At 47.5% G+C, this 21,700-nt stretch carries 20 protein-coding genes; 6 read left to right on the forward strand and 14 right to left on the reverse strand.

Annotation, left to right across the window (positions count from 1 at the left end):
- The first annotated feature begins 14 nt into the window (after window positions 1-14).
- On the forward strand, window positions 15-2,129 hold the full coding sequence (bchD, locus tag QUA23_RS04100) for a magnesium chelatase ATPase subunit D (protein WP_333074205.1): 2,115 nt from the start codon (window positions 15-17) through the stop codon (window positions 2,127-2,129).
- A 72-nt stretch (window positions 2,130-2,201) separates the two neighbouring features.
- Here the strand turns inward: bchD and QUA23_RS04105 are convergent, their stop codons facing one another.
- Window positions 2,202-2,528 carry a PEP-CTERM sorting domain-containing protein gene (locus QUA23_RS04105; protein ID WP_333074204.1) on the reverse strand — a complete coding sequence of 109 codons (327 nt, stop codon included), beginning with the start codon at window positions 2,526-2,528 and terminating at the stop codon, window positions 2,202-2,204.
- Between the two features lie 532 nt (window positions 2,529-3,060).
- On the opposite strand from QUA23_RS04105, the gene QUA23_RS04110 reads away from it, so the two are divergent.
- Together QUA23_RS04110 and QUA23_RS04115 are read left to right on the forward strand one after the other, a co-directional pair.
- Entirely contained in the window at window positions 3,061-3,789 is a 729-nt protein-coding gene (locus tag QUA23_RS04110; protein WP_333074202.1) for a Bax inhibitor-1 family protein, read from the forward strand.
- A 245-nt stretch (window positions 3,790-4,034) separates the two neighbouring features.
- Window positions 4,035-5,618 (forward strand): tetratricopeptide repeat protein, encoded by a 1,584-nt coding sequence (locus tag QUA23_RS04115; protein ID WP_333074201.1) that lies wholly within the window; start codon window positions 4,035-4,037, stop codon window positions 5,616-5,618.
- An 80-nt stretch (window positions 5,619-5,698) separates the two neighbouring features.
- Here the strand turns inward: QUA23_RS04115 and QUA23_RS04120 are convergent, their stop codons facing one another.
- Window positions 5,699-6,424 carry a Uma2 family endonuclease gene (locus QUA23_RS04120; RefSeq protein ID WP_333074199.1) on the reverse strand — a complete coding sequence of 242 codons (726 nt, stop codon included), beginning with the start codon at window positions 6,422-6,424 and terminating at the stop codon, window positions 5,699-5,701.
- Between the two features lie 204 nt (window positions 6,425-6,628).
- Here QUA23_RS04120 and prfB point away from each other — a divergent pair.
- Together prfB and rpsU are read left to right on the forward strand one after the other, a co-directional pair.
- A protein-coding gene (gene prfB, locus QUA23_RS04125) for a peptide chain release factor 2 (RefSeq protein WP_333074197.1) occupies window positions 6,629-7,763 on the forward strand; the annotation gives its coding sequence in 2 pieces (ribosomal slippage) (window positions 6,629-6,700 and window positions 6,702-7,763; 1,134 coding nt in all).
- 172 nt (window positions 7,764-7,935) lie between these two features.
- Window positions 7,936-8,130 carry a 30S ribosomal protein S21 gene (gene rpsU, locus QUA23_RS04130; protein ID WP_006632476.1) on the forward strand — a complete coding sequence of 65 codons (195 nt, stop codon included), beginning with the start codon at window positions 7,936-7,938 and terminating at the stop codon, window positions 8,128-8,130.
- A gap of 11 nt (window positions 8,131-8,141) precedes the next feature.
- Here the strand turns inward: rpsU and QUA23_RS04135 are convergent, their stop codons facing one another.
- The 12 genes from QUA23_RS04135 to fbp all read right to left on the reverse strand — a co-directional run bounded on the left by QUA23_RS04135 (window position 8,142) and on the right by fbp (window position 21,184).
- Complete coding sequence (locus tag QUA23_RS04135; protein ID WP_333074195.1) at window positions 8,142-9,605, reverse strand: AtzE family amidohydrolase; 1,464 nt, start codon at window positions 9,603-9,605, stop codon at window positions 8,142-8,144.
- A gap of 24 nt (window positions 9,606-9,629) precedes the next feature.
- Entirely contained in the window at window positions 9,630-9,806 is a 177-nt protein-coding gene (locus tag QUA23_RS04140; RefSeq protein WP_333074193.1) for a DUF4089 domain-containing protein, read from the reverse strand.
- 68 nt (window positions 9,807-9,874) lie between these two features.
- A complete protein-coding gene (locus QUA23_RS04145) occupies window positions 9,875-10,360 on the reverse strand; it encodes a KGK domain-containing protein (RefSeq protein ID WP_333093760.1) in 486 nt (161 codons plus the stop codon).
- Window positions 10,361-10,527: 167 nt separating this feature from the next.
- Window positions 10,528-10,980: a hypothetical protein gene (locus QUA23_RS04150; RefSeq protein ID WP_333074191.1), complete on the reverse strand. Its 453-nt coding sequence runs from the start codon at window positions 10,978-10,980 to the stop codon at window positions 10,528-10,530.
- 11 nt (window positions 10,981-10,991) lie between these two features.
- Window positions 10,992-11,300 carry a hypothetical protein gene (locus QUA23_RS04155; protein ID WP_333074189.1) on the reverse strand — a complete coding sequence of 103 codons (309 nt, stop codon included), beginning with the start codon at window positions 11,298-11,300 and terminating at the stop codon, window positions 10,992-10,994.
- Window positions 11,301-11,326: 26 nt separating this feature from the next.
- Entirely contained in the window at window positions 11,327-12,592 is a 1,266-nt protein-coding gene (gene codA, locus QUA23_RS04160) for a cytosine deaminase (RefSeq protein ID WP_333074188.1), read from the reverse strand.
- Between the two features lie 212 nt (window positions 12,593-12,804).
- The gene (locus QUA23_RS04165) at window positions 12,805-13,296 is read right to left on the reverse strand and encodes an ureidoglycolate lyase (protein ID WP_333074186.1); all 492 of its coding nucleotides are present in this window, start codon (window positions 13,294-13,296) and stop codon (window positions 12,805-12,807) included.
- Between the two features lie 232 nt (window positions 13,297-13,528).
- Window positions 13,529-15,073 (reverse strand): cobyrinate a,c-diamide synthase, encoded by a 1,545-nt coding sequence (locus QUA23_RS04170; RefSeq protein WP_333074184.1) that lies wholly within the window; start codon window positions 15,071-15,073, stop codon window positions 13,529-13,531.
- A 388-nt stretch (window positions 15,074-15,461) separates the two neighbouring features.
- Window positions 15,462-16,826, reverse strand: a complete 1,365-nt coding sequence (opcA, locus tag QUA23_RS04175) for a glucose-6-phosphate dehydrogenase assembly protein OpcA (RefSeq protein ID WP_333074183.1) — start codon at window positions 16,824-16,826, stop codon at window positions 15,462-15,464.
- Window positions 16,827-16,948: 122 nt separating this feature from the next.
- Entirely contained in the window at window positions 16,949-18,478 is a 1,530-nt protein-coding gene (gene zwf / locus QUA23_RS04180; protein WP_333074181.1) for a glucose-6-phosphate dehydrogenase, read from the reverse strand.
- Between the two features lie 258 nt (window positions 18,479-18,736).
- Entirely contained in the window at window positions 18,737-19,891 is a 1,155-nt protein-coding gene (tal, locus tag QUA23_RS04185) for a transaldolase (protein ID WP_333074179.1), read from the reverse strand.
- A gap of 219 nt (window positions 19,892-20,110) precedes the next feature.
- Window positions 20,111-21,184, reverse strand: coding sequence for a class 1 fructose-bisphosphatase (fbp, locus tag QUA23_RS04190; protein ID WP_333074228.1), 1,074 nt, complete (start codon window positions 21,182-21,184; stop codon window positions 20,111-20,113).
- Window positions 21,185-21,507: 323 nt separating this feature from the next.
- On the opposite strand from fbp, the gene QUA23_RS04195 reads away from it, so the two are divergent.
- Window positions 21,508-21,642 carry a DUF4058 family protein gene (locus QUA23_RS04195; RefSeq protein ID WP_333038323.1) on the forward strand — a complete coding sequence of 45 codons (135 nt, stop codon included), beginning with the start codon at window positions 21,508-21,510 and terminating at the stop codon, window positions 21,640-21,642.
- Window positions 21,643-21,700: the final 58 nt, after the last annotated feature.

Below are 21,700 nucleotides of genomic sequence, written 5' to 3' on the forward strand. Positions count from 1 at the left end.
CATCCGAAAATCCTATGCCCGCAGCCAACCTTAGCCCTTCCACCACAGCCTTTCCCCTCACCGCCGTAGTCGGGCAAGAAGCAATCAAATTAGCCCTGCTGTTAGCAGCAGTCGATCCCGGATTGGGAGGAGTTGCGATCGCAGGGCGCCGCGGTACAGCAAAATCAGTAATGGCCCGTGCCTTGCACTCCTTACTGCCACCCATTGAAATTGTTAAAGATTCTTTTTGCAACGCCGAACCTAATGAAATTCTGGCAGAACAGGCATCAGGCTTGTTAGCAGAAAATGGCGGGCAAGATGCCCACACCACCGATACTAATTCCTTAACTACTGAAATAATTCCCACACCATTCATTCAAATTCCTTTGGGTGTCACCGAAGACAGACTCTTAGGTTCAGTCGATGTCGAACAATCAGTAAAATTCGGCCAAACCGTATTTCAACCCGGACTCTTAGCCCAAGCAAATCGAGGGGTACTTTATGTAGACGAAATTAACCTCCTCGATGACAACATTTCCAACCAATTGCTAACAGTATTAACCGAAGGGCGCAACCAAATAGAGCGCGAAGGCATTAGCTTCCAACACCCCTGCAAACCTCTATTTATCGCCACATACAACCCCGAAGAAGGGCCGCTGAGAGAACATTTGCTCGATCGAATCGCGATCGTACTTTCAGCCGACGCAGCACTCGAAATAGAAGAAAGAGTCTATGCAGTAGAACAAGCTTTATCCTACTCCAGCTCCCCCCAAGACTTTCTCAATCAATACAGCGAAGACACCGACAACCTCAAAACCCAAATCATCCTAGCCAGAGAATGGCTCAAAGATGTCAGCATTAAACGCGAACAAATTGCCTACCTAGTAGAAGAAGCCATCCGGGGTGGCGTTCAAGGACACCGCGCCGAAATATTCGCAGTCCGCGTCGCCAAAGCCTGCGCCGCGATGGAGGGACGCACAGAAGTTAACGCCGAAGATTTGCGCCGCGCCGTAGAATTAGTCATCGTACCCCGCGCCACCATCATCCAAACTCCCCCAGACGAAAACTCTCCCCCTCCTCCCCCCCCGCCGCCTCCCCAAAAGCAGTCAGAACAAGAACAAGACGAACCAGAAAACGAGCAAGAAGACGAAGAAGACCAAGAGGATGAAGACAACCCGGAACCTGAACAAAAACCAGAAAAAGATACCATTCCCGAAGAATTTCTTTTCGACCCCGAAGGGGTAATTCTCGACCCCAGCGTGCTTTTCTTCGCCCAAGCCGCCAGCCGCCAAGGCAAATCGGGCAGCCGCAGCACCATTTTCTCGGAAGATAGAGGCCGTTACGTCAAGCCGGTATTGCCCAAAGGCCCCGTCCGCCGCATCGCCGTTGACGCCACCCTCAGAGCCGCCGCACCCTACCAAAAAGCCCGCCGCGACAGGAATTCTAACGCCCCCCAACCCCCCCTTAGCAAGGGGGGGCAAGAGGGGGTTCAGCGCCGTGTATTTGTGGAACAGGGAGACATTCGGGCGAAGCGCTTGGCCAGAAAAGCTGGAGCTTTAGTCGTATTTGTCGTCGATGCTTCGGGTTCGATGGCCCTCAACCGAATGCAGTCGGCCAAAGGTGCAGTCATGCAGCTACTCACAGAAGCTTATCAAAGCCGCGACCAAGTTGCTCTCATTCCGTTTCGCGGAGAACAAGCAGAAGTGCTGCTACCGCCGACTCGCTCGATAGCCTTGGCCCGCAAGCGTTTGGAACGGTTGCCCTGCGGAGGCGGTTCCCCCTTGGCCCACGGTTTGACTCAAGCAGTACGGGTGGGAGTCAACGCGCGGCAGTCTGGAGATATCGGTCAAGTTGCGATTGTGGCCATTACTGACGGACGCGGTAATATTCCTTTGGCTCGTTCTTTGGGCGAACCGATTGTAGAGGGAGAAAAGCCTGATATTAAGCAGGAATTGTTAGAAATTGCTGCCAAAATTCGCGGGTTGGGAATGCAGTTGCTGGTGATTGATACGGAGAGCAAGTTTATTTCGACTGGCTTTGCGAAGGAATTGGCCAAGACTTCTGGAGGGAAATACTATCACTTGCCGAAAGCTACCGAACAGTCGATCGCAGCTATGACTAAAAATGCTCTGCGCGACGCGATCGGCTAAAATCCTGATACCCGGATTTATCTCCGTTTATCTGCGGTTAAAAATCCAAAAATTAGACTTTTTGCCAAAAGTCTAATTTTTAACTCTCACTCTCCGGCGAGTCAGCGCCAGCGAACCCGCAACTAAACCCAACCCTACCACCGTCGAAGGCTCAGGAATTCTTACGGGCAGAGGTACGCGGTTTGTGGTCCCCCGGTTCGGGTTTGAAGAAATTGTACTTTGGGGGAGTTGACCGGTCTGAGCCAGCAGCAAATTTTCTGAGCCCTGGCCTGAAGTAGCCGTATAAACGGCTCGGACATTAGCTGCAAGTGCAGCTTGACCGCTGCAAATAATGGCGGCGGCAGCCAATAAAATCCCCGCTGTAGGGGGCAATAATTTGCGCTCAAAAAAGGTGGGCATTGGACATTACCTATTTAGCAGTTTGTCGATAGAACTCGATCTTTTCATTGATTTTCTCGGTATCCTTTGTCTGGGCTACCTTAGCAATTAACGGAACCGATTTTAGATTTTAGATTTTATTTATATTTTATATATTAGATTATTGAAGTTTCTTGTCCCTAGTTTCAACTAAGCCGCAAATCAAAAACCTAAAATCAACTTGGGCCCCTGCCTCTAGCATATACTCCATAATCCCCAATCGTAAATTCCCCCTCCCAAATTGATTGACTTCAGCTATCTGTGATTGGTGCGACTTTAAGCTAGCCCTTGGCCACAGATAGCGCCGATCCTTTAAACTCAACTATAGCTTTGCCGCGAGAGAGCGAAACGGCACCGACTTGTACGCAGTCTATTATAAACAATCGATCCCTGGTTTAGAGTGATTTCACCCCCTTCTTTATCAAATCTTTAAACTCTTTCAGGTTTTGCAAACAAAGTGTAAAGCTGTCAAAATGATAGATAGCAATTCTCAGCCAAAATTAGGTAAATCCTCGTGAGTAACACTAGCAATTTCCGCGAAGCCGTGCGCGAGGCCAAAAACCACGCGCTGGTAGGCCCCAACGTCATCTCCAACGCTCTCCCCTTCGTGGGTGGCGGACTTGTCTTAACTGCTGTCGGCACCTACGGCGGCCTCGGAGTGATTCGTAACTATCCCAGCATCTTCTTTCCCACATTCATTGCCGCGATCGTCGTAGAATTAATTCTCTTCTTCATCGCTCGCGGTGCCGCCGAACAAGGCAACAAAAACACCGCTTTGCCCCTGTTGGCAACCTACAGCCTGCTTTCCGGCTACACCCTCAGCGGATTGGTATTTACAGCCCTCAGAACCCAAGGCGTCGGCATCTCCGGCATCGCTTTTGCAGCCCTCGGATGCGGCATTACCTTTATCGCCGCCCGCCAAATTGGCTCCAACCTTTCTGAACAAGACGGCATGGCCCTCACCAAAACTATCAGTTTAGGTGTGATTGCTTTGTTAGTGGTCGTTGGCGGTCAGTTTCTGCTCTCTCTCTTTGGCGTCTACACCCCAACCTGGTTGGAAATTGGCATTTCTGGCATCGGCGTGTTTATATTTGCCGGCGCTGCGATCGTCGATTTTTACATATTACCCCGCAGCTACCGCGACGACCAGTATTTACCCGCCGCTCTGTCGATGTACTTGACCTACATCAACTTGTTCATTTTCATTCTGCGCCTGCTGATTGCTATCAACAGCCGCGATTAATTGAAACTTTAGCTTAAAAAAAACCGCGGCTCGATCGACATCCGGCCGCGGTTTTTTAATTAAGATTTGGAATCAAGATAGTAGTCCTCGCCTCCTCTGTCCCTCATACAAAAAACTTATATCATGTTCACAGCGGACAGATATAAGGTATAATTTTACTTTTTAATCACTCAATCAAAACTCTTGCTATCTAATTGTGTCGATCGCGATTTCAATATTAATCACAAATTAATCGGGGAAAACTCATGTACTTAAAATATGAAGATATTAGGAGAGTCAGCGTAGAAATTACCTCCAGGTGCAATGCAGCTTGTCCCCAGTGCCCCCGCACCGGCAACCCGATTTTGCCGGGGGCAGAATTAAAGATGGAGGATATTGAGAGAATTTTCCCACAAGAGTTTTGCTCTCAGTTGGATTTGGTGTATATGTGCGGCAACTACGGCGATGCTATGACTAGCAATACCACAATTCCGGCGATCGAATATTTGCACCGCATGGGAGTTCCTCATATCAGCTTGTACACCAACGGTAGCGGACGCAATCCCGACTGGTGGCAAGCCCTGGCAAAGGCGATGACAGGAGAAGACGATCGCGTAATTTTTAGTATCGACGGGTTGGCCGATACTAACAGCATCTACCGCCAAAATACCAACTGGGACAGGATAATGCAGTCGGTTAATGCCTTTATCCAAGCTGGCGGAAAAGCTGTATGGCACTACTTGATATTTGAACACAACCAGCACCAAGTAGAAGCAGCGCGGGATTTAGCCCAACAACTAGGATTTGTCGAGTTTGTACCGAAAGCTACCTCTCGTTTTGTGGCGAAAGAAATTTATGACAAAGAGTCCGCCAATCAACAGCCTCAGAAGACAGAAAACTCTCAGGTAGAGGCTAAGATCGATCGCCCCAACCAACCAGCAACAACTAATGCGTCAGCCCCTCAAAATCAAACACAGACGGCTGTTGGGCTGCACCAACAAGCTGAACGCTGTTTGAAACAAGGACAGCTCTCAGAGGCGATCGCAGCCAGCCAACAAGCCCTAAAAATTCAGCCTAATTTTGCAGCAGCATGGAAAACTTTAGGCAATGCTGTTCAAGGTTTGGGGAAGATGCAAGCAGCAGCAGACTGTTACGCCAAGGCCCTCAAAATTCAGCCTAATTTTCCAGAAGTTTATGCTAATGTCGGCAGTCTTTATGCTCAACAGCAACAGTGGCAGCCAGCTAGTGCTTATTACCAAAAGGCGATCGAGCTTAAACCCAATTTTGCCGGAGCTTATCGCAATTTAGCTCAAGTTTTGACGAAGTTGGGGCAACCAGAAAAAGCCAATTATGCTTGGTATCAAGCTATAGCTATCGAAACCTCTCAAGCACCAGAAGCAACTCCTTCTGTCCCATCAAAGCCAGCCAGCGAAGAACTGCAACCTCCATCGTTGGAGCAATATAAAAATCCCCAGGGAGACCAATTTATCCAAGCTGTAGAAAAATTTGGTAGCCTAAACAATTACTACCGAAATGTAGAAATTAGCTGCCAAACTCAAGCCAGCAAAGAGATTTTCATCAGTTTTGAAGCGGAACTCTGGCCTTGCTGTTGGGTAAGCCATACTAAATACGCTATTTATAACCACACTTACAGACCGCAAATGCTGGCTTTAATTGAAAAGTACGGAAATGGCTTTAATTCTCTCAGAACTCAATCGGTGAAAGATGCGATCGCTAGAGATTGGTTTCGCGAAGACCTCACAAAAAGTTTTTCCTGTTCTAAAAGGTTGGACGTATGCGCTCACGAATGCGGTAAAACTTTCAATTCAACAGGTTCGCAGTATATATAAGAATGAAGGCACTACACGGATAACGCTGTTAATTCTATCGGGACCCTGGTTTTAATGTGGTGAAGCGATCGCATTTCAAGTTAGATTTCAGGTAGGTTATCAGGATCGATCCCTTGCGATCGCAAATACTCAGCTAGGCGTTCGGCTCGCTGTCGTTCTACCCTCAACTCCTCCCGCATCTGCTGCATTCCTGCATCCGGCAGGGGATAGACATTTCCAGACTCGTCAGACCACACCAAAATTTCTTGCTTGATGCCCCCAATAACTTGCTGGGATCGCCCTAGGCCCAGTCCCACTTCTGGCATCCAATAGGGTTCGCCAATCTGCTGCCGATACTGCCCGTCAATCAGCTTGTACACTTCAAACGGTTGATGCCGATCGCGCCGCCAAAATTCGGGGTTGTAAATAATGTAGTACAAAACCCCTAACCCGGCATAAATCGACATTTTCTCGTCGTACTCTCCACCGGGTTTGTGAGACACCATTTCCAATGCTAAGATCGGCACAACCTCGTTTTCTTCCCAGACAGCATAGCTGCGGCGAGATTTGCCTCCTTTTCGGCGCTCCACCCCCAAACTGAGAAACCCGTCGGGGACGACAGGCACTTTGGGACTGATTCCCGTCGTGTGATACACCGCCATATCCACCCCAAAGTACCAATCCATGCGATCGGACCAAATGCTGGTCAGGACAAACAACAATAGGTTCGGCAGCAGATTCTGGTCTTCGTTATCCACAGGAGTATCGTCCGAACAGGGCAGGTCTTCGGTGGACGGCAAGCTTAATTTTAATTCTGGGGAAATCATGGCAGTTAACTTCCATCGAACTCGTTAACCTGATTTTAGATTATAGCAACTTTTTTTGAATTTTGAATTTTTAATGGGGTAAAGTTTTTAATTCAACGGGTTCGCACTATATCTAATCAGGAAGAATCAATAACATTTTGTTTGTTGAAATATCCCAATTTCAGCTAAACTTAAAAATACACCCCACAACTAGGAGAACTCACAGTGGAAGTTCTAGACATCAAACACAATATCGAAACATTGTCCGATCGACTGGGTACAACCCAGGACTATCTTTGACATCCCCGCACTTACAGCCAAAATTCAAGACTTAGAGCAAATCTGCGCCCAACCAGCATTTTGGGACGACCAAGATCGAGCTCAAGAAACCCTCCAAGAACTCAATGACTTCAAATCTCATTTAGAACAATATCGCGGCTGGCAAAGTAGCTTGGAAGATGCTAAAGCTATTTTAGAACTGCTGGAGTTAGAAGCCGACGAGTCCCTGTTCCAAGAAGCCTCATCGAGTCTTTCTCAGTTAACCCGCGAACTCGACCAGTGGGAACTGCAACAATTACTATCTGGGCCCTACGATGAAGGCGGCGCCGTTTTGACAATTAACGCCGGGGCCGGCGGTACAGATGCTCAAGATTGGGCCGAAATGCTGCTGCGGATGTACACCCGCTGGGGGGAAAGTCAAGGTTACAAAGTACATTTAATGGAAATTTCCGAGGGAGAGGAAGCAGGTATTAAATCTGCTTCTTTGGAAATTGTCGGCCGCTACGCTTACGGTTATATGCGATCGGAAAAAGGCACTCACCGCTTGGTCAGAATTTCGCCTTTTAATGCTAATGACAAGCGCCAAACCAGTTTTGCAGGCGTCGAAGTGATGCCAATTCTCGATCGATCCGTCAAGTTGGACATTCCCGAAAAGGATTTGGAAATCACGACTTCCCGCGCGGGCGGCAAGGGCGGGCAAAACGTTAACAAGGTAGAAACCGCAGTCCGCATCGTTCACCTTCCTACCGGTTTGGCCGTCCGCTGTACTGAAGAACGCAGTCAGTTGCAAAATAAGGAAAAAGCTTTGGCATTACTCAAGGCTAGGCTGTTGGTGATTGCTAAGGAACAGCGGGCTTCGGAAATTGCCGAGATTCGCGGCGATATGGTGGAGGCGGCTTGGGGCAACCAAATTCGCAATTATGTTTTTCACCCATACCAAATGGTCAAGGATTTGCGTACAGGAGTGGAAACAACCGCCATCGCAGATGTGATGAACGGCGAATTAGACCCGTTTATTCAAGCTTACCTGCGGCAGGAAAATCAGTTGATAGCCCAAACTGATTCAACCGCGCGAATCTAATTCGCGCCTTGACATACAAAGTCTGGCTGTGCAAACTAAAGAATCAAGAGCGGTGATGGCAGCGGATTTGCTATAATTTTGGGGTTTTGGTCGATCGCCCGACCTTCAACAAGTCGCGCGGCCAAAAACCTTGATATGATAAAACTTGATCTAACGAACAAAAGGAGAAATAATGACCCAAGTTGTAATAGGCGAAAATGAAGGGATTGAGTCAGCCCTACGACGGTTTAAGCGACAAGTTTCCAAAGCGGGTATTTTCCCCGACATGAGAAAGCACCGCCACTTTGAAACCCCGTTGGAAAAGCAGAAGCGCAAAGCTATTGCCAGAAGGACTAAGAGACGCTTTCACCGCAATAACAAGCCCTAGAATTATTAGCACTAAATTGATTCGGCAGATATAATGCCTTGCGATTCTAGTACCGCAGCGACTCGGAGAATCACCGCTTCGCTGTAGGGAGCACCAATAATTTGTACCCCCAAGGGCAAAGCGCCGGGCCGCTGTACGGGCACGCAAAGAACGGGCAAGCCAATAAATGATAGGGGTTGGGTGAACAGTCCGAGATTGGGACGCACTAAGATTTCTTGTCCGGCTATTACCATTTTCTCGACGCCAATTTCAGGGGCAGCTATCGGGGTTGCGGGTGCGAGGATGATGTCTGTGTGTTGGAATATTTCGCGAATTCGATCGCGGTACCACTGTCTGAATCTCTGGGCTTGCAAGTACCAAGTCGCAGGGATCAGGGTTCCCGCTAAAAAGCGATCGCGCGTGGCAGGATCGAAGTCTTGAGGCCGCGATCGTAAATTGTCTAAATGCAAGTTTCCCCCCTCGCAAGCGGTAATGATAAATGCCGCAGCCCTGGCGCGATCGGATTCCGGTATGCTGACAGTTGCAAGCCCCCCTATTTTTGGGGGGTTTGTTGTTTTTTTTGTGTAGATACCACAATCCAATATATTTGTCAAGGCTTTAGCAACTATTTCTACAGCATGCATTGCTTCTGGTTCGGCCCCTGTGGCGAAATAGCCGTCAGCAACAGCAATTCGCAATCCTTCGATACCTTGATTTAACTGCGGCGAACAAAGTTCAGGCGGGCGTGGAGTGCAAACTGGGTCGCGAGAATCAGGGCCTTGCAGGATATCGTACAGCAGCGCCATATCTCTGATCGATCGCCCAAACGGTCCCACACAATCCAAACTACCCGAAAATAAATAAGCGCCAGCCCTCGACAAGCGGCCGTAAGTAGGCTTAAACCCAAAGACACCGCACAAAGCAGCCGGTACGCGGATGGAACCGTTAGTATCAGAACCGAGAGTGAAGGGTACAAAACCGGCGGCGACTGCTGCTGCGGAACCGCCGCTGGAACCGCCGGCGATGCGCGTAGTATCGTGGGGATTGCGAGTCGGGCCGTAGTGGCTGTTTTCCGTGACGAAACCGTAGGCGTACTCGTCCATGTTGAGAGTACCTACGAGCACAGCCCCGGCTTGTTTTAGTCGGGCGACCACCGTTGCGTCCTGGGTAGCCGGAGGATTGTCAGCGTTGATTTTTGACCCTGCTAGGGTGGTAATTCCGCCGATGTCGAACAGGTTTTTGACTGCGAAGGGAACGCCTGCTAAAGGGCCTGGGTTTTCGTTATTTGCGATGGAATTATCTATTTTTTCGGCTGCTGCGAGTGCGCTTGATGCAGTGATTGCAGTAAAGCAATTAAAAGCTTTATCCTTAACAGCAATCCGTTCCAAAGCAGCATTTACCGCCACTGTAGCCGTAACCTTACCACATTTAACCGCCGCTGCCGTAGCAACCGCATCAGCCTTATCTAAAAAACATCTGCGTTCATCTGCGTTCATCTGCCCTCATCTGCGGTTAAAAATCTAAGGTTCAAACACCGGCGCGACTTCTACTTCTGGGGGTAAAGGAAACTCAGTAACGAGTCGGGCGATCGCAACTATCCTCTCGAAGTTTACCACAACGCCTGGACGATGTTCCGGGTCTAACGGTAAGTTTATCAGTTCAGCGGTGCGATCGACATATTCTTCTATATTTGTCATTTTTCTATTTTCCCTTAGAAGTGCGTCGGAGTGCGATCGATTATTGTATTGTAATCGCGATCGGGCTGTTAGTTATTTTCGAGCTGTTTTTTGTATTCCTCGGATTGTCTGATATCATCTAGAGGCGATATAGGTTCAGTTGGTTGATCGGGACAGAACTCTATACATATATCAATAACAGCTTTCTTATACTTTTGAGGATCGTAATTTTCATAATATGAATTTACTATTCTTGCCTGCACTCTTACTGTTCCTTCCTGCCACCCTCCAAAACCAACTTTGAGAAGTTTACAGCTTACTCCTTTACCTTCCCAGTGTATTTCACTGTTCCACATATAACGTTCGGAATCGAAGGGAATTTTATTTAACTCGGGTTTTATATCAGCACGTTCTTCCGAAGTACCACCCCTAACTTTCCAGGGATAAATATTTAAAAATTTTTCCGTAAATTCTTTACTAACTACATCCTTGAATTTCGCTACTGTAAATGTATTATTGTTATCGAACAACAAAACATCATCATCGCGGTCTAGTGGTTTAAATTTATCATTCATAAAATTTGATGCTGTCATGGAGCTTTAAATATCAGGCGTGTAGAAGCAGGAGTTACAAATGTTCTCGTGGTCGTCTCCACCTACGAATACAACTATTTTTACCTTTTTTCTGTCTGCTTGCTTAGCAGATTTTATGAACTCACTCCGCTTCGATGTTTGTCTTTAACTCAAACACTGACAGTTTCCCGCAACTTATCAACGGCAACATCCAGCGCAGGCAAAGTAAAATCCTCAGCATCCATCAATTCCTTAACCTTCTCAAAAATCTCAACCTCCGCCTCTTCCTGATCCGTCAGCTTATCATAAAAATAAGGGTCAGTAAACCACTGCTCAAACGCTATCATTAACAAACCATTGGGCGAAAGTTCAAACCGCCAATACTTAGAAACCCTACTGTCAACCACTTCAAACAGCGGTGCCGGATTATGGATAGGATAATAGCTGTAATTATCATTGCAGATGTAGTACCAAATAGTGCCTTTCCATTCTCGGATAGCATAAACAACATATTCCTTGCCTATAGTTAGTGGCAACTCAACTTTTCTAGTATAACCGCGTGGCGGATCTATATATGTTTCAGGCAGAGATTCACCCGTATTAGCAATACAACGAATTTTCATAACTTGATTACCTACAGATTTTTAGGGGCTGTTTTGGGATACTGTCGCTTGAACTTAAACTCCACATCTTGAAGAGTCTGACTGTTCCGAAACCAATGGACTTGTACGGAAGCTCCATTAATTTCAAAAGCCTCAATACTTGTCATTTTATCCCAATCTTCAGAATTACCGCCATAAACAGCAATAAGTCTCGGTGCATCCCCCAACAATCTATCTGTACCGCAATGAATTACTATGCAATTACCAGCCTTAGCATCTTGCAACAGAAGTTGCTCCTGCAAATTTCTCGGACTCTCATCGGGAATAGCACCTTGATTCACAATTTAACAGCTTTAAATATTGTTTGTCAAATAGGATAAAAAATAATTTTAGGAGGTGCCGTTTCCGCCAGCAACTTTCCCCGCGAAATCACATACCTAACCGCAGCGCGCCTCCTAATTGCATCCAAACAATCCTCAGCATCCAACACAATCAAATTGGCAGGTTTACCCGCATCTATCCCATAATTATCATCTCCCAGATTGAGAGTTTTAGCACCGTTGACAGTCACCATATTAAAACAAGCTGCAATCTCAGCCATTCCCGTCATCTGACAAACATGAACCGCCATATGAGAGACATCGAACATATTTCCCGTACCTAAACTATACCAAGGATCTTGCACGCAGTCGTGACCAAAACTCACATTCAATCCCTGTTGCCATAACTCCTTAACTCGCGTAACTCCACGGCGTTTGGGATAAGTATCAGCGCGGCCTTGCAGAGTGATATTAATTAAAGGATTGGCGATGAAATTCATTCCCGATTTTACCAAACTTCCCATCAGCTTAAAAGCATAAGCATTGTTATAAGAACCGAAAGCCGTCGTGTGGCTAGCCGTCACCCGCGAACCAGCCCCGCTTCTAATCGCACAAGCTGCTACAACTTCCAAAAATCTCGACTGTTCATCATCGATTTCATCGCAGTGAACATCTATTAATCTATTGTATTTTTCCGCAAGTTCAAAAATTCGTTCAACAGACTTCACCCCATCTTCCCGCGTCAACTCATAATGCGGAATTCCGCCCACAGCATCCGCACCCATATCCAGAGATTTCTCTAAGAGTTTGTCATTTTCTGGACTTCCATAAATCCCGTCTTGGGGAAAAGCCACAACTTGCAGAGTCATCCAATCTTTGACTTGTTCTCGAACTTCCAAAAGTCCTTGCAAAGCAGTCAGCGTCGGTTCGCTAACATCAGCGTGACTCCTGACAAACAAAATCCCTTGAGACGCTTGCAGCCTTAAAGTTTCAACAGCCCGTTTTTTGACATCATCCAGAGTTAAACTTTGCTTTCGTTCCCCCCAGATTTGAATTCCCTCGAACAAAGTGCCGCTTTGATTCCATCGCGGTTCCCCCGCAGTCAAAGCCGAATCGAGATGAATGTGCGACTCCACAAAAGGAGGAGTAACTAATTTGCCTCCAACATCAATTTCGGATTCTCCCAATTCGGAAATCTGCGTCGATACGGCTGCTATTTTGTCCCCATCAATAGCAATATCCACTGTTTGGCTGTTGCCCGCACCTAACAAACGACATTGGCGCAGAACAATGCTATACTTTTGCTCAGACATAAAGATTGCACCTAAATTTAAAAGTTTTAAACTTGATCCTTCGTAGTTTCGATTCAGCCTAGTAAGACCAAAAGCATTCCCCAATCACTTGCGAACCCCCTCCTTCTCCTCCTCTGCGTCCTCTGCGCCCTCTGCGGTTAAAAAATCTTACTCAAACAACAAACCTCTCACAATAATTACCAAGAAGAAAGCGCAACTACAAATCGCCTAACTCAGACAATCTCAAACTCCAGATTGTGATTTTTTACAAAATCAAAGGTAAAATGGTCAACCACATTAGTATTGCTCAATTCCAGATTGTAAAAATCAACAAAATCCGCATCAAAATACGGCCCAGCGTGCCAAGTCCCGACATCTAACTTAATAAAACAATTGCCCGGAATCCGAAAAGCAGCCATATCCTCTAAACTCGGTTTATAGCTATCTCCAGGAGGCGCAACCGCCATCAACCAATCCTTCCCTTCCAAAGAACCCAAACACTGAGTACATTGAAGGTGCCGCGTTATTTTGCCAAACTTGCGACCTTTCTCGTGCAGCCGCATAATGTAAAATCTAGGAATACCATTTTGCAAATTTAACTGAGCATCCTCAGCATCGAAATACTTGCCATCAATTGCCGCAAAGATAACTTGACCGTAACGCCGAAAATTTTCCGGTGTCACCCATTGTGCAAACAACTGCTTAGTCGAAATTGATTCGCTCATAAATCCCAACATCCCTAGCTCGATCCGTTATCAATATTCTAATATAAATAGTAAGACCGCTTTATTTAGACTCTGGGCGCAGCCAGGAACAGGCTTTTCGACTTCCCAAAAAACTGAATTGATTTATTGCCAAAGCGCTACAGACATTACCTATCTTCGGCTTCCTCTTCTTTCTCCTCCTACCCTTCGGGAACGGCTTCGCCGAACGTGTCCTTTGCGTCTTCGCCGTTCGTTAAAAAGATATTAATTGAGATCGATCGCCCAAAACACCCTTACAATCAAAATCAGCACACTGCTGCAAAAAACGAGCCGGAATATCAGGCCGAGCACCCCAATGCAAATGCAAATAAGAAGCGTGTACCTGACAAACTGCCCAACCTTCAGCAACCGCCTCAACTTCCCCCCGCTTCCCATACCTCCAACTGTGATAAACTGGATTACTCGGTTCCACAGTTAAATGCGATCGATGAAACTCATGTCCCCAAACCTGATCAAGAGCAGTTAACACCGAACTGTCCCTCACCGCCACAGCTTCTCTGTATCCCAGCGTCAAACGCTTTCCCATCGCAGCAGCAGTTTCCAACACTCCCACCCCTGGCCAAGAATTGCCATCGAAGTCTACAATAGAATCGCACAAATACATCAAACCGCCGCACTCCGCATAAGTCGGCATTCCCGAAAAAATCGCACTTTTTACCGCATCCCGAATTAAAACATTACCGCTCAATTTTTGAGCAAACACTTCGGGAAAACCGCCGCCAAAATATAACCCTTGCACATTGTCAGGAAAAACCGAATCATCAAGGGGACTCCAAAATACCAACTCCGCACCCAACTCTTCCAACAAATCAAGATTGTCCTGATAGTAAAAATTAAAAGCCCGATCGCGCGCAACTGCAATCCTCACTCCAAATTGTTTTCCCAAACTGTTGACAACATCATCTTTTTTAGTTACAATTTTGGAAGGGAGATTGTGTCTACCCAAAAGTTGCTCAGACCCCTCACGCCCCCCATTTCGAGTTGCAGCCAACAAAGGCAAAAGTTGCTCCCAGTCAAAACTAACAGCAGCCAAATCAGCTAATTTATCGATCGCAGCATGAAGATTTGGCAACTCCTCAGCAGGAATCAGCCCCAAATGTCGATCGGGAATAGTAACAGCCTCATCCCTACGCAAAACGCCCAAAATAGGTAAATTGAGCGGTTTGAGAGCATCTTGAAGCAACTCCAAATGTCGATCGCTCGCCACCCGATTCAGCACCAAACCAGCGAATTTAAGGTCAGGGTTAAAAGAACGAAAACCGTGGGCGATCGCAGCCACAGAACCAGAGAGCCTGCTGCAATCTATCACAAACAATACCGGCACATTTAGCAAATAAGCAACATGAGCCGTAGAAGCAAAAGAAAAATCATAATTGCCTTCTTCTTTTCGATAGTTAATTCGTGTATCCGTGTCAAAATCCGTGTCGTGGCTTCGTGATTCCTGAGTTTTTCGACTCACTCCATCAAATAAGCCCATTACCCCTTCAACTAAGGCATAATCGACATCTTGAATATGACGAGAAAAACACTTTTTTACATAAGATTCAGAGGTTAATATTGCGTCTAAATTCCGACAGGGGCGACCCGTGACAAAAGCATGAAACATCGGATCGATGTAATCCGGGCCTACCTTAAAAGATTGAACATTCAAGCCGCGACGGATTAAATAAGCTAAAAGAGCGATCGTCACAGTCGTCTTTCCCGCACCGCTGCGTTCGCCAGCAATTACTAAAGCCATAGTTCTAGTTAGTTAAAATAAATAATAGATAAGATTGCCCAAGTCGCTTTCCAATCAGGAAATTATCTGCGTTTATCTGTGTTAATCTGCCTTGCATCTGCGGTTTCTGTATCAATCAAAGATTTAGGCAATCTTTCCTCATAAAAATAGACAGTTGATAAAGTTATGAGTATTGCTCTCCAACCGCTCAAATAATAACTATTTAACGAACCGCGAAGACGCCAAGAGCGCTAAGGAAGAAAAGAGAAGAATAAAAGTAGGGCAGACATTGCCTGCCCCACTGAATATTAACTCAATCCGTCTTGCTTATTTTTTTCTCCTTTCTCCTGATTCCATCCATCCGTTACATCCGTTACATCCGGTACACAATCCGTTGCCGAACTTCTTTTTACCGCTTAGCTAACTTCAGCATTTGAGCCGTTACTGCCAAACTTTCTTCGTAAAGCACGTCCCGGCCCCAACTCAGCAAGTGTTGGCCCAGCAACTGTTCCGTTACCTGATCGAACAGAGGACTCACCTGGTTAAACCGATCGGTTTGAGCGCCACCCTTCGTTTCCATCCGCATACAGCCGCCCACTTCCGAACACAGAACCGTACCGCAGTCAGCCTTCTCGTTCGTAGAACTCAAACGCAGAGCAATCAAATCGCCCGGGACATCGCCCGTATCAGCAGTAGGAATAGCAGCCAACTCCGCTTCTACAACCCGTTCGTCCGGCCCCGCGAATTTAATTCGCTTGATTTGGTAATCGCCCTCTTCCTGTTTGAAAGCAACAGGACGCCACTGAAGCCGGCTCGCCAACCAACCCAAATACATCAGCGCTTGAGTAGAATTGTCCTGTTCGTAATCGATCGTCACCCGATCGATTTCCCGAATCGCAGCGCGACGTTCCGGGGCGTCAAAAGCCTCAGCAGCCAACTCCTGCCACGCAGCCAGCCGGCGCCAATTCAGATCCGCGATCGGAATTCCCTCCTCGATCAGACTTTGCATCAACAGCAATTCCGCTTCACACTCGGCAAAGCTGCTAGAGTCAACAATCACAGAACTGCTAATTGTCGCCAGCCGCTGGAACAAACCTCGATCGGCATCCGGGTTCGCCTTCCACCACAGCAGCGTCGGCAAATCCGGGATCGTCAGCGCCGTCACGATGGCGCTCACCCGTTCCAGCGCAGCTTCCGTACCCCGGAGCGTAATATACTCGCAGCAGATCAGATTGCCGGTGGTGCGCTTGTGGACAGGACAATAAGCAGCGACTTGAGCCTGCACGCCCGTATCTTCCCCCGCCGTCGGGCACAGAGCAATAATCCGGCAGGGATTGGCAGCCACGATCGCGTCAGCCACGCCCGATCCCCCGGAACCCAAACCACTCGATCCCATCTCCTCGCCTTTTGAATTTTTGCGAGCCACTTCTTCCCGCAAAGTCGCCAGCAATTCAGCGTTAGGTTTGCCAGTTCTCGGCAGCCCGTAAGCTTTTTGAGCCGCCCTGATGCTAGATGCCGTCATCGGCCCGGTAATACCGTCCACCGGCCCCTCGTAAAACCCCAGATCCGCTAATAACCGCTGAGTTTCTTCGGGTTCGTAGACTACAAAAGTAAAAGTTGTTGCCCTACTAGCGATCGGAGAATCGCCCTTTGAACCAGATTCTCTGTAACTTTCCCAAATTTGACTCAATTCGGCTTCTATTTGGTCGATCGACACATCTTTAGGATTTTGCAGCGAAACCAGAGGCGGAGCTTTCATCGGTGTCATCGTCATAAATCTTTTCTCCTTTGTTATTTGTTATTAGTCATTAGTCATTGGTTCTTAGTCATTGGTTTTTAGCTAATCAATAATGGCTAATCCTGACCAATAAACTAAAGACTGCTGATTAATGACTCTTAAAGTCTGCGCCACTTGCGGCCGTCTCTGTTAATTAGCAGTTCTGCTTCCGCCGGTTCCCAAGTACCCGCTTCGTATTTAGGAACCAACTCCTGTTCGTTGGACGATTCCCAATCCATCAGCGCCGGCGTTACCACCCGCCAAGCTTCTTCCACTTCATCAGAACGGGTAAACAAAGTTTGGTCGCCCAGCATACAATCAATTAACAGGCGATCGTAAGCATCCGAAGATGTCACCCCAAAGGAAGAACCGTAACTGAAATCCATATCCACCGTCCGCGTCCGCAAATCCGGCCCCGGCATTTTCGCCTCAAACCTCAGCGAAATCCCCTCGTTCGGATGCACGCGCATAGTCAAAACGTTAGGAGTAGTTTGTTGAGCCGCGGACTGAAAGATTAGCAGCGGAACTTCGCGGAACTGAATCGCAATTTCGCTAACTTTTTTCGGCAACCGTTTGCCGGTTCGCAGGTAGAAAGGCACTCCCTGCCAGCGCCAGTTGTCAATCATAAACTTCATCGCCACAAAAGTCGGCGTTGTCGAATTCGGAGCAACCCCCGGTTCATCGTGATACCCCGGCACCGGTTTCCCCTTCATCCAACCTGCGGAATATTGACCCCGAATCGCTGAGAACTCCAAGTTATTCAAATCTGCCAAGCGAGTTGCTTGCAGAACTTTCATCTTTTCGGTGCGGATGCTGTCAGCGTCGAGCGAGTTCGGCGGTTCCATCGCCGTCAGACAGAAAATCTGCATCAAGTGGTTTTGCAGCATATCCCGCAACGCCCCAGAGGATTCGTAGTAACCGGCCCGGTCTTCTACGCCTACTGTTTCTGCAACTGTAATTTGTACGTGATCGACAAATTGCCGATTCCACAGCGGTTCAAAAATCGCGTTAGCAAACCGGAACACCATTAAATTCTGAACAGTTTCTTTACCCAAATAGTGGTCGATCCGGTAAACTTGCTGTTCTTGGCAAACCTGCTGCACGACTCGGTTGAGAGCTTTTGCCGAACTCAAGTCGCGGCCGAAGGGTTTTTCAATTACCAAGCGGTGTTTTGCTGGGTCAACCAACATTTGAGCCGCGCCCAGTTGCCTAATTGCTTCTGGGAAAAAGTTCGGAGAAACTGAGAGATAAAATATGTGATTGCCGCGAGTTCTCCTTTCTTCGTCGAGTTCCGCTAAGAAAGCTTTGAGTTTTTGATAGCTTTCCGGGTTGTCAATGTCGCCGGGACAGTAGTACAAACCTTGAGCGAAATCTTGCCAAAATTCTTCTTTGCCAATGCCGCCGCCAAATTCTTCAATGCCCTCGCGCATTTGCTCTCGGAAGTAATCGTGACTCCAAGGGCGGCGGGCTACTCCCACCACGGTAGTTTCCGGTGGCAAGCGCCGATCGCGCTTCATCTGATAAATGGCAGGTACCAGTTTGCGCTGGGTGAGATCCCCAGAAGCTCCGAAGATTACCAGAATTTGTGGTTCCGGCACTCGTTCTTTTCGCAAACCGACCCGCAGTGGATTTTCAAGTAGCGTTACCATTTACTTTCCTTTTTCTAGTGCTGTTAACCGTGCTAAGACATCATGATAGTTTGCGGTCATTTCTGCTAGTTGCTGGGTGAGAGAGTTAATCGATTCTTAATACTGCTAGAGGAGGCAGATGATTTTGCTCTCTAGGAACTCTGACACCAATTAATCTCAAAATTCCTAGAGAGGATTTAAAACTCAGCCTTTAAGAACCCAAATAATTATCTACTCCGATTCCTAAATGCTTCTGCCTTTCAGGATACAGATATCTGCCTAAGCGACGGGTGACAACTTCTGGACTTTCTCTTGCAAGGAATCCATCAGGGATTGGAACGGATTGACGAATTTCTCAATCCCGTCGATGAGCAAGTCTGCCATCACTTGGTCCAAGTTGATGTCTATGTCGGGATCTTTGAGACTTTCGATCAGGGTGTAAGCTTCTTCAACGTTGTTCTCAATCCGGGGTGCGACATCGCAGTGATCGAAACAAGCTTCAACGGTGTTCGGTGGCAAAGTGTTAACGGTGTCGGGGCCGATTAATTCATCGACGTACATCACATCGCTATAGTTGGGGTTTTTGGTGCTAGTGGAAGCCCACAGCAAGCGCTGCACTTTCGCTCCTTTAGCCGCTAATGCTTGCCAGCGATCGCTCGCTACGATCTCTTTATACTTCTGGTAAGCTATCTTCGCATTGGCGATCGCCACTTTCCCCTTCACCGCTTCCAGTCTAGCTTTTGTGGAAATATCTGTGACATTTTTGAGTTTCTCGTCAATCTTGCCATCGACATTGATGTCGATCCGGCTCAAGAAGAAACTGGCAACAGAAGCAATATTGCTCACATCCAAACCTTTAGCCGCCCGCGCTTCCAAACCGCGAATGTAAGCCCAGAAGGTTTCGACGTAGCTGTCAACCGAGAACAGCAAAGTCACGTTAACGTTAATGCCTTCGCTGATGACTCGCTCGACTGCGGGCAAACCTTCAGCGGTTCCCGGAATCTTAATCATCACGTTTTCTTTGCCGAGGGCTTGGTAATAGCGCATGGCTTCGCTAATCGTGCTTTCTGTGTCGTTGGCGATCGTCGGTGGCACTTCAATGCTAATGTAACCGTCCAAACCCTTTGACTCGGCGTAAACTGGGGCGAAGATGTCGCAAGCGTTGCGGATATCTTCAAATACCAGAGATTCGTAAATCTCCATGACAGATTTACCCGCCCGGATGCCCGCTTCGATATCCGCGTCGTAAATCACATTACCCGCGATCGCTTTCTCAAAAATAGCCGGATTAGATGTAATCCCTCGCAGTCCCCTACTTTCAATCATCTGTTTGAGTTCGCCGGACTCGATCAGATCGCGAGTCAAATTGTCCATCCAGATACTTTGGCCAATTTCTTTGATTTCTAACAGGTGATTCGTTGACGTTGCTGTCATTACTGTAACTCCTACAATTTGATAGCTGTTAATTGGGACTTGGAAATTGGAAATGGAAAATTGAAAATTGGTAATTGAAAATTGGCAATGGGGAATTGGTAATTGGGAGTCGAAAGCTATAAGTTAAAACCCTCTTCCTTCTTCCCTCTTCCTTCTTCCTAACATCCGTTACATCCGTTACATCCCGTACATTGCTAGTTGCCGAACTTCCCTTTTCCTTCACCCTTGGACTGTTCTAGGATTGCGCGATCGATCTTGAATAAAAGACTCGACCATCGCTACATTCTCTTTACTGCCGATAATCAAGGGCGATCGCTCGTGCAGCTTGGTCGGCACTACATCCATGATGTCTTGAATACCGGTACTGGCGCGCCCGCCGGCTTGCTCCATCAAAAACGCCAAGGGAGCCGATTCGTAGAGCAAACGCAATTTGCCTTCCGGCTTTTTCACCGTTCCGGGGTACAAAAACACGCCTCCCTGGAATAAAATGCGGTGGAAATCTCCCACCAAAGCCCCGCCGTACCGGGCGCTGTAGCCTTCGCTGCGGTGTACGTAGCGAATGTAATCTCTCAAAGATTCCTCCCACTGCCAGAAGTTGCCTTCATTAACGCTGTAAATCGGGCCGCGATCGGGAACCTTAATGTTTTCGTTAGCTAGAATGAACTCGCCCAAACTGGGATCGAGGGTAAAGGAATGAACACCCTGACCGATCGAATAAACCAGCATGGTACTCGGGCCGTAGAGCACGTAGCCGGCCGCGATTTGTTTGTGTCCGTGTTGCAGCAAGTCGGAAGCAGAACCGTCTTCATCGTCCCCTTCTTGCTTGCGGATGCTGAATATTGAGCCGACATTGAGATTGATGTCAAGATTGGAAGAACCGTCTATGGGGTCGTAGAGCAGACTGTAACGCCCGATCGGACAATTTTCGGGAATGTAGTAGGGTTTTTCCATTTCCTCCGAAGCCAAGCGGCAGACAAGTCCGCTTTGCTGGAATACCGAGATAAACACTTCATTGGCATAGATATCCATCTTTTTGACGGATTCTCCCTGCACGTTCGTAGCCCCTGTAAACCCCAAGGCATCTGCCATTAATCCGGCTCTGCTGAGCCGCCTCGCGATCAGCTTGGCAGCTAGTCCGATGCGATTCATCAGGGCGCTGAGATCTTGAGCATCTGCTGAAAAGCTGTGAAGTTGCTGGAGTACGTGACGAGATAGGGTTGTGCAATCGCGGTCTAAGGCTTGCACCTGATCCATCGGGCCCAGTCGGGTTTCCCCTGTCGGCGCGTTTACCATGATTTTGATGTCCTCCCTGTCTTGCGGCTCTAGATTTGGGTTAGATGGAGTCCTTGACACTTGCTCCTGAACCGGCTACGAGACCGATCGTCCCCCAACTTCTATCTTAGGAAGGGTTTTGCCAAAGGGCGTCGAACTTTAGGTGAATTTTAGATCCGCATCGAAAATTGAGGAGTTCGATCGACTGTTGAGTCGGGAATTGTATCCAAAATCACTACTTTTTTTGATTAACCGCAGAGGACGCAGAGGGCGCTGAGAGAGAAAGTGGCGATAGAGAAGCCTACGAACGTTGGCTAGCATCTCAAAAAGACCGACAACTTCCTTTGCGCGAAGAAGATGTAGAACCTATTGTTAATTTGCCGGAATTGCTTGCAGGCATTTACGATCGCGTCGGCTATGATTATCGGCTCGATTACGATCAATATCCCGTACGTAAATTTTCGCCAAAGGTGATATGACACTCCAAAATTCTGGGTAAGCTCTCCATAGAAATACGGTAATTGAAATTTAAGCAAA

Origin of the sequence: Microcoleus sp. Pol1C5, assembly GCF_036701115.1 — a bacterium.
GTDB lineage: Bacteria > Cyanobacteriota > Cyanobacteriia > Cyanobacteriales > Microcoleaceae > Microcoleus.

What these genes read in the sequence shown, in the direction of transcription:
- bchD (WP_333074205.1), top strand. Translation starts at nt 15, where the DNA reads ATGCCCGCAGCCAACCTTAGCCCTTCCACCACAGCCTTTCCCCTCACC.
- QUA23_RS04105 (WP_333074204.1), bottom strand. Translation starts at nt 2,528, where the DNA reads ATGCCCACCTTTTTTGAGCGCAAATTATTGCCCCCTACAGCGGGGATT.
- QUA23_RS04115 (WP_333074201.1), top strand. Translation starts at nt 4,035, where the DNA reads ATGTACTTAAAATATGAAGATATTAGGAGAGTCAGCGTAGAAATTACC.
- QUA23_RS04120 (WP_333074199.1), bottom strand. Translation starts at nt 6,424, where the DNA reads ATGATTTCCCCAGAATTAAAATTAAGCTTGCCGTCCACCGAAGACCTG.
- rpsU (WP_006632476.1), top strand. Translation starts at nt 7,936, where the DNA reads ATGACCCAAGTTGTAATAGGCGAAAATGAAGGGATTGAGTCAGCCCTA.
- QUA23_RS04135 (WP_333074195.1), bottom strand. Translation starts at nt 9,605, where the DNA reads ATGAACGCAGATGAACGCAGATGTTTTTTAGATAAGGCTGATGCGGTT.
- QUA23_RS04140 (WP_333074193.1), bottom strand. Translation starts at nt 9,806, where the DNA reads ATGACAAATATAGAAGAATATGTCGATCGCACCGCTGAACTGATAAAC.
- QUA23_RS04145 (WP_333093760.1), bottom strand. Translation starts at nt 10,360, where the DNA reads ATGAATGATAAATTTAAACCACTAGACCGCGATGATGATGTTTTGTTG.
- QUA23_RS04150 (WP_333074191.1), bottom strand. Translation starts at nt 10,980, where the DNA reads ATGAAAATTCGTTGTATTGCTAATACGGGTGAATCTCTGCCTGAAACA.
- codA (WP_333074188.1), bottom strand. Translation starts at nt 12,592, where the DNA reads ATGTCTGAGCAAAAGTATAGCATTGTTCTGCGCCAATGTCGTTTGTTA.
- QUA23_RS04165 (WP_333074186.1), bottom strand. Translation starts at nt 13,296, where the DNA reads ATGAGCGAATCAATTTCGACTAAGCAGTTGTTTGCACAATGGGTGACA.
- QUA23_RS04170 (WP_333074184.1), bottom strand. Translation starts at nt 15,073, where the DNA reads ATGGCTTTAGTAATTGCTGGCGAACGCAGCGGTGCGGGAAAGACGACT.
- opcA (WP_333074183.1), bottom strand. Translation starts at nt 16,826, where the DNA reads ATGACGATGACACCGATGAAAGCTCCGCCTCTGGTTTCGCTGCAAAAT.
- zwf (WP_333074181.1), bottom strand. Translation starts at nt 18,478, where the DNA reads ATGGTAACGCTACTTGAAAATCCACTGCGGGTCGGTTTGCGAAAAGAA.
- tal (WP_333074179.1), bottom strand. Translation starts at nt 19,891, where the DNA reads ATGACAGCAACGTCAACGAATCACCTGTTAGAAATCAAAGAAATTGGC.
- fbp (WP_333074228.1), bottom strand. Translation starts at nt 21,184, where the DNA reads ATGGTAAACGCGCCGACAGGGGAAACCCGACTGGGCCCGATGGATCAG.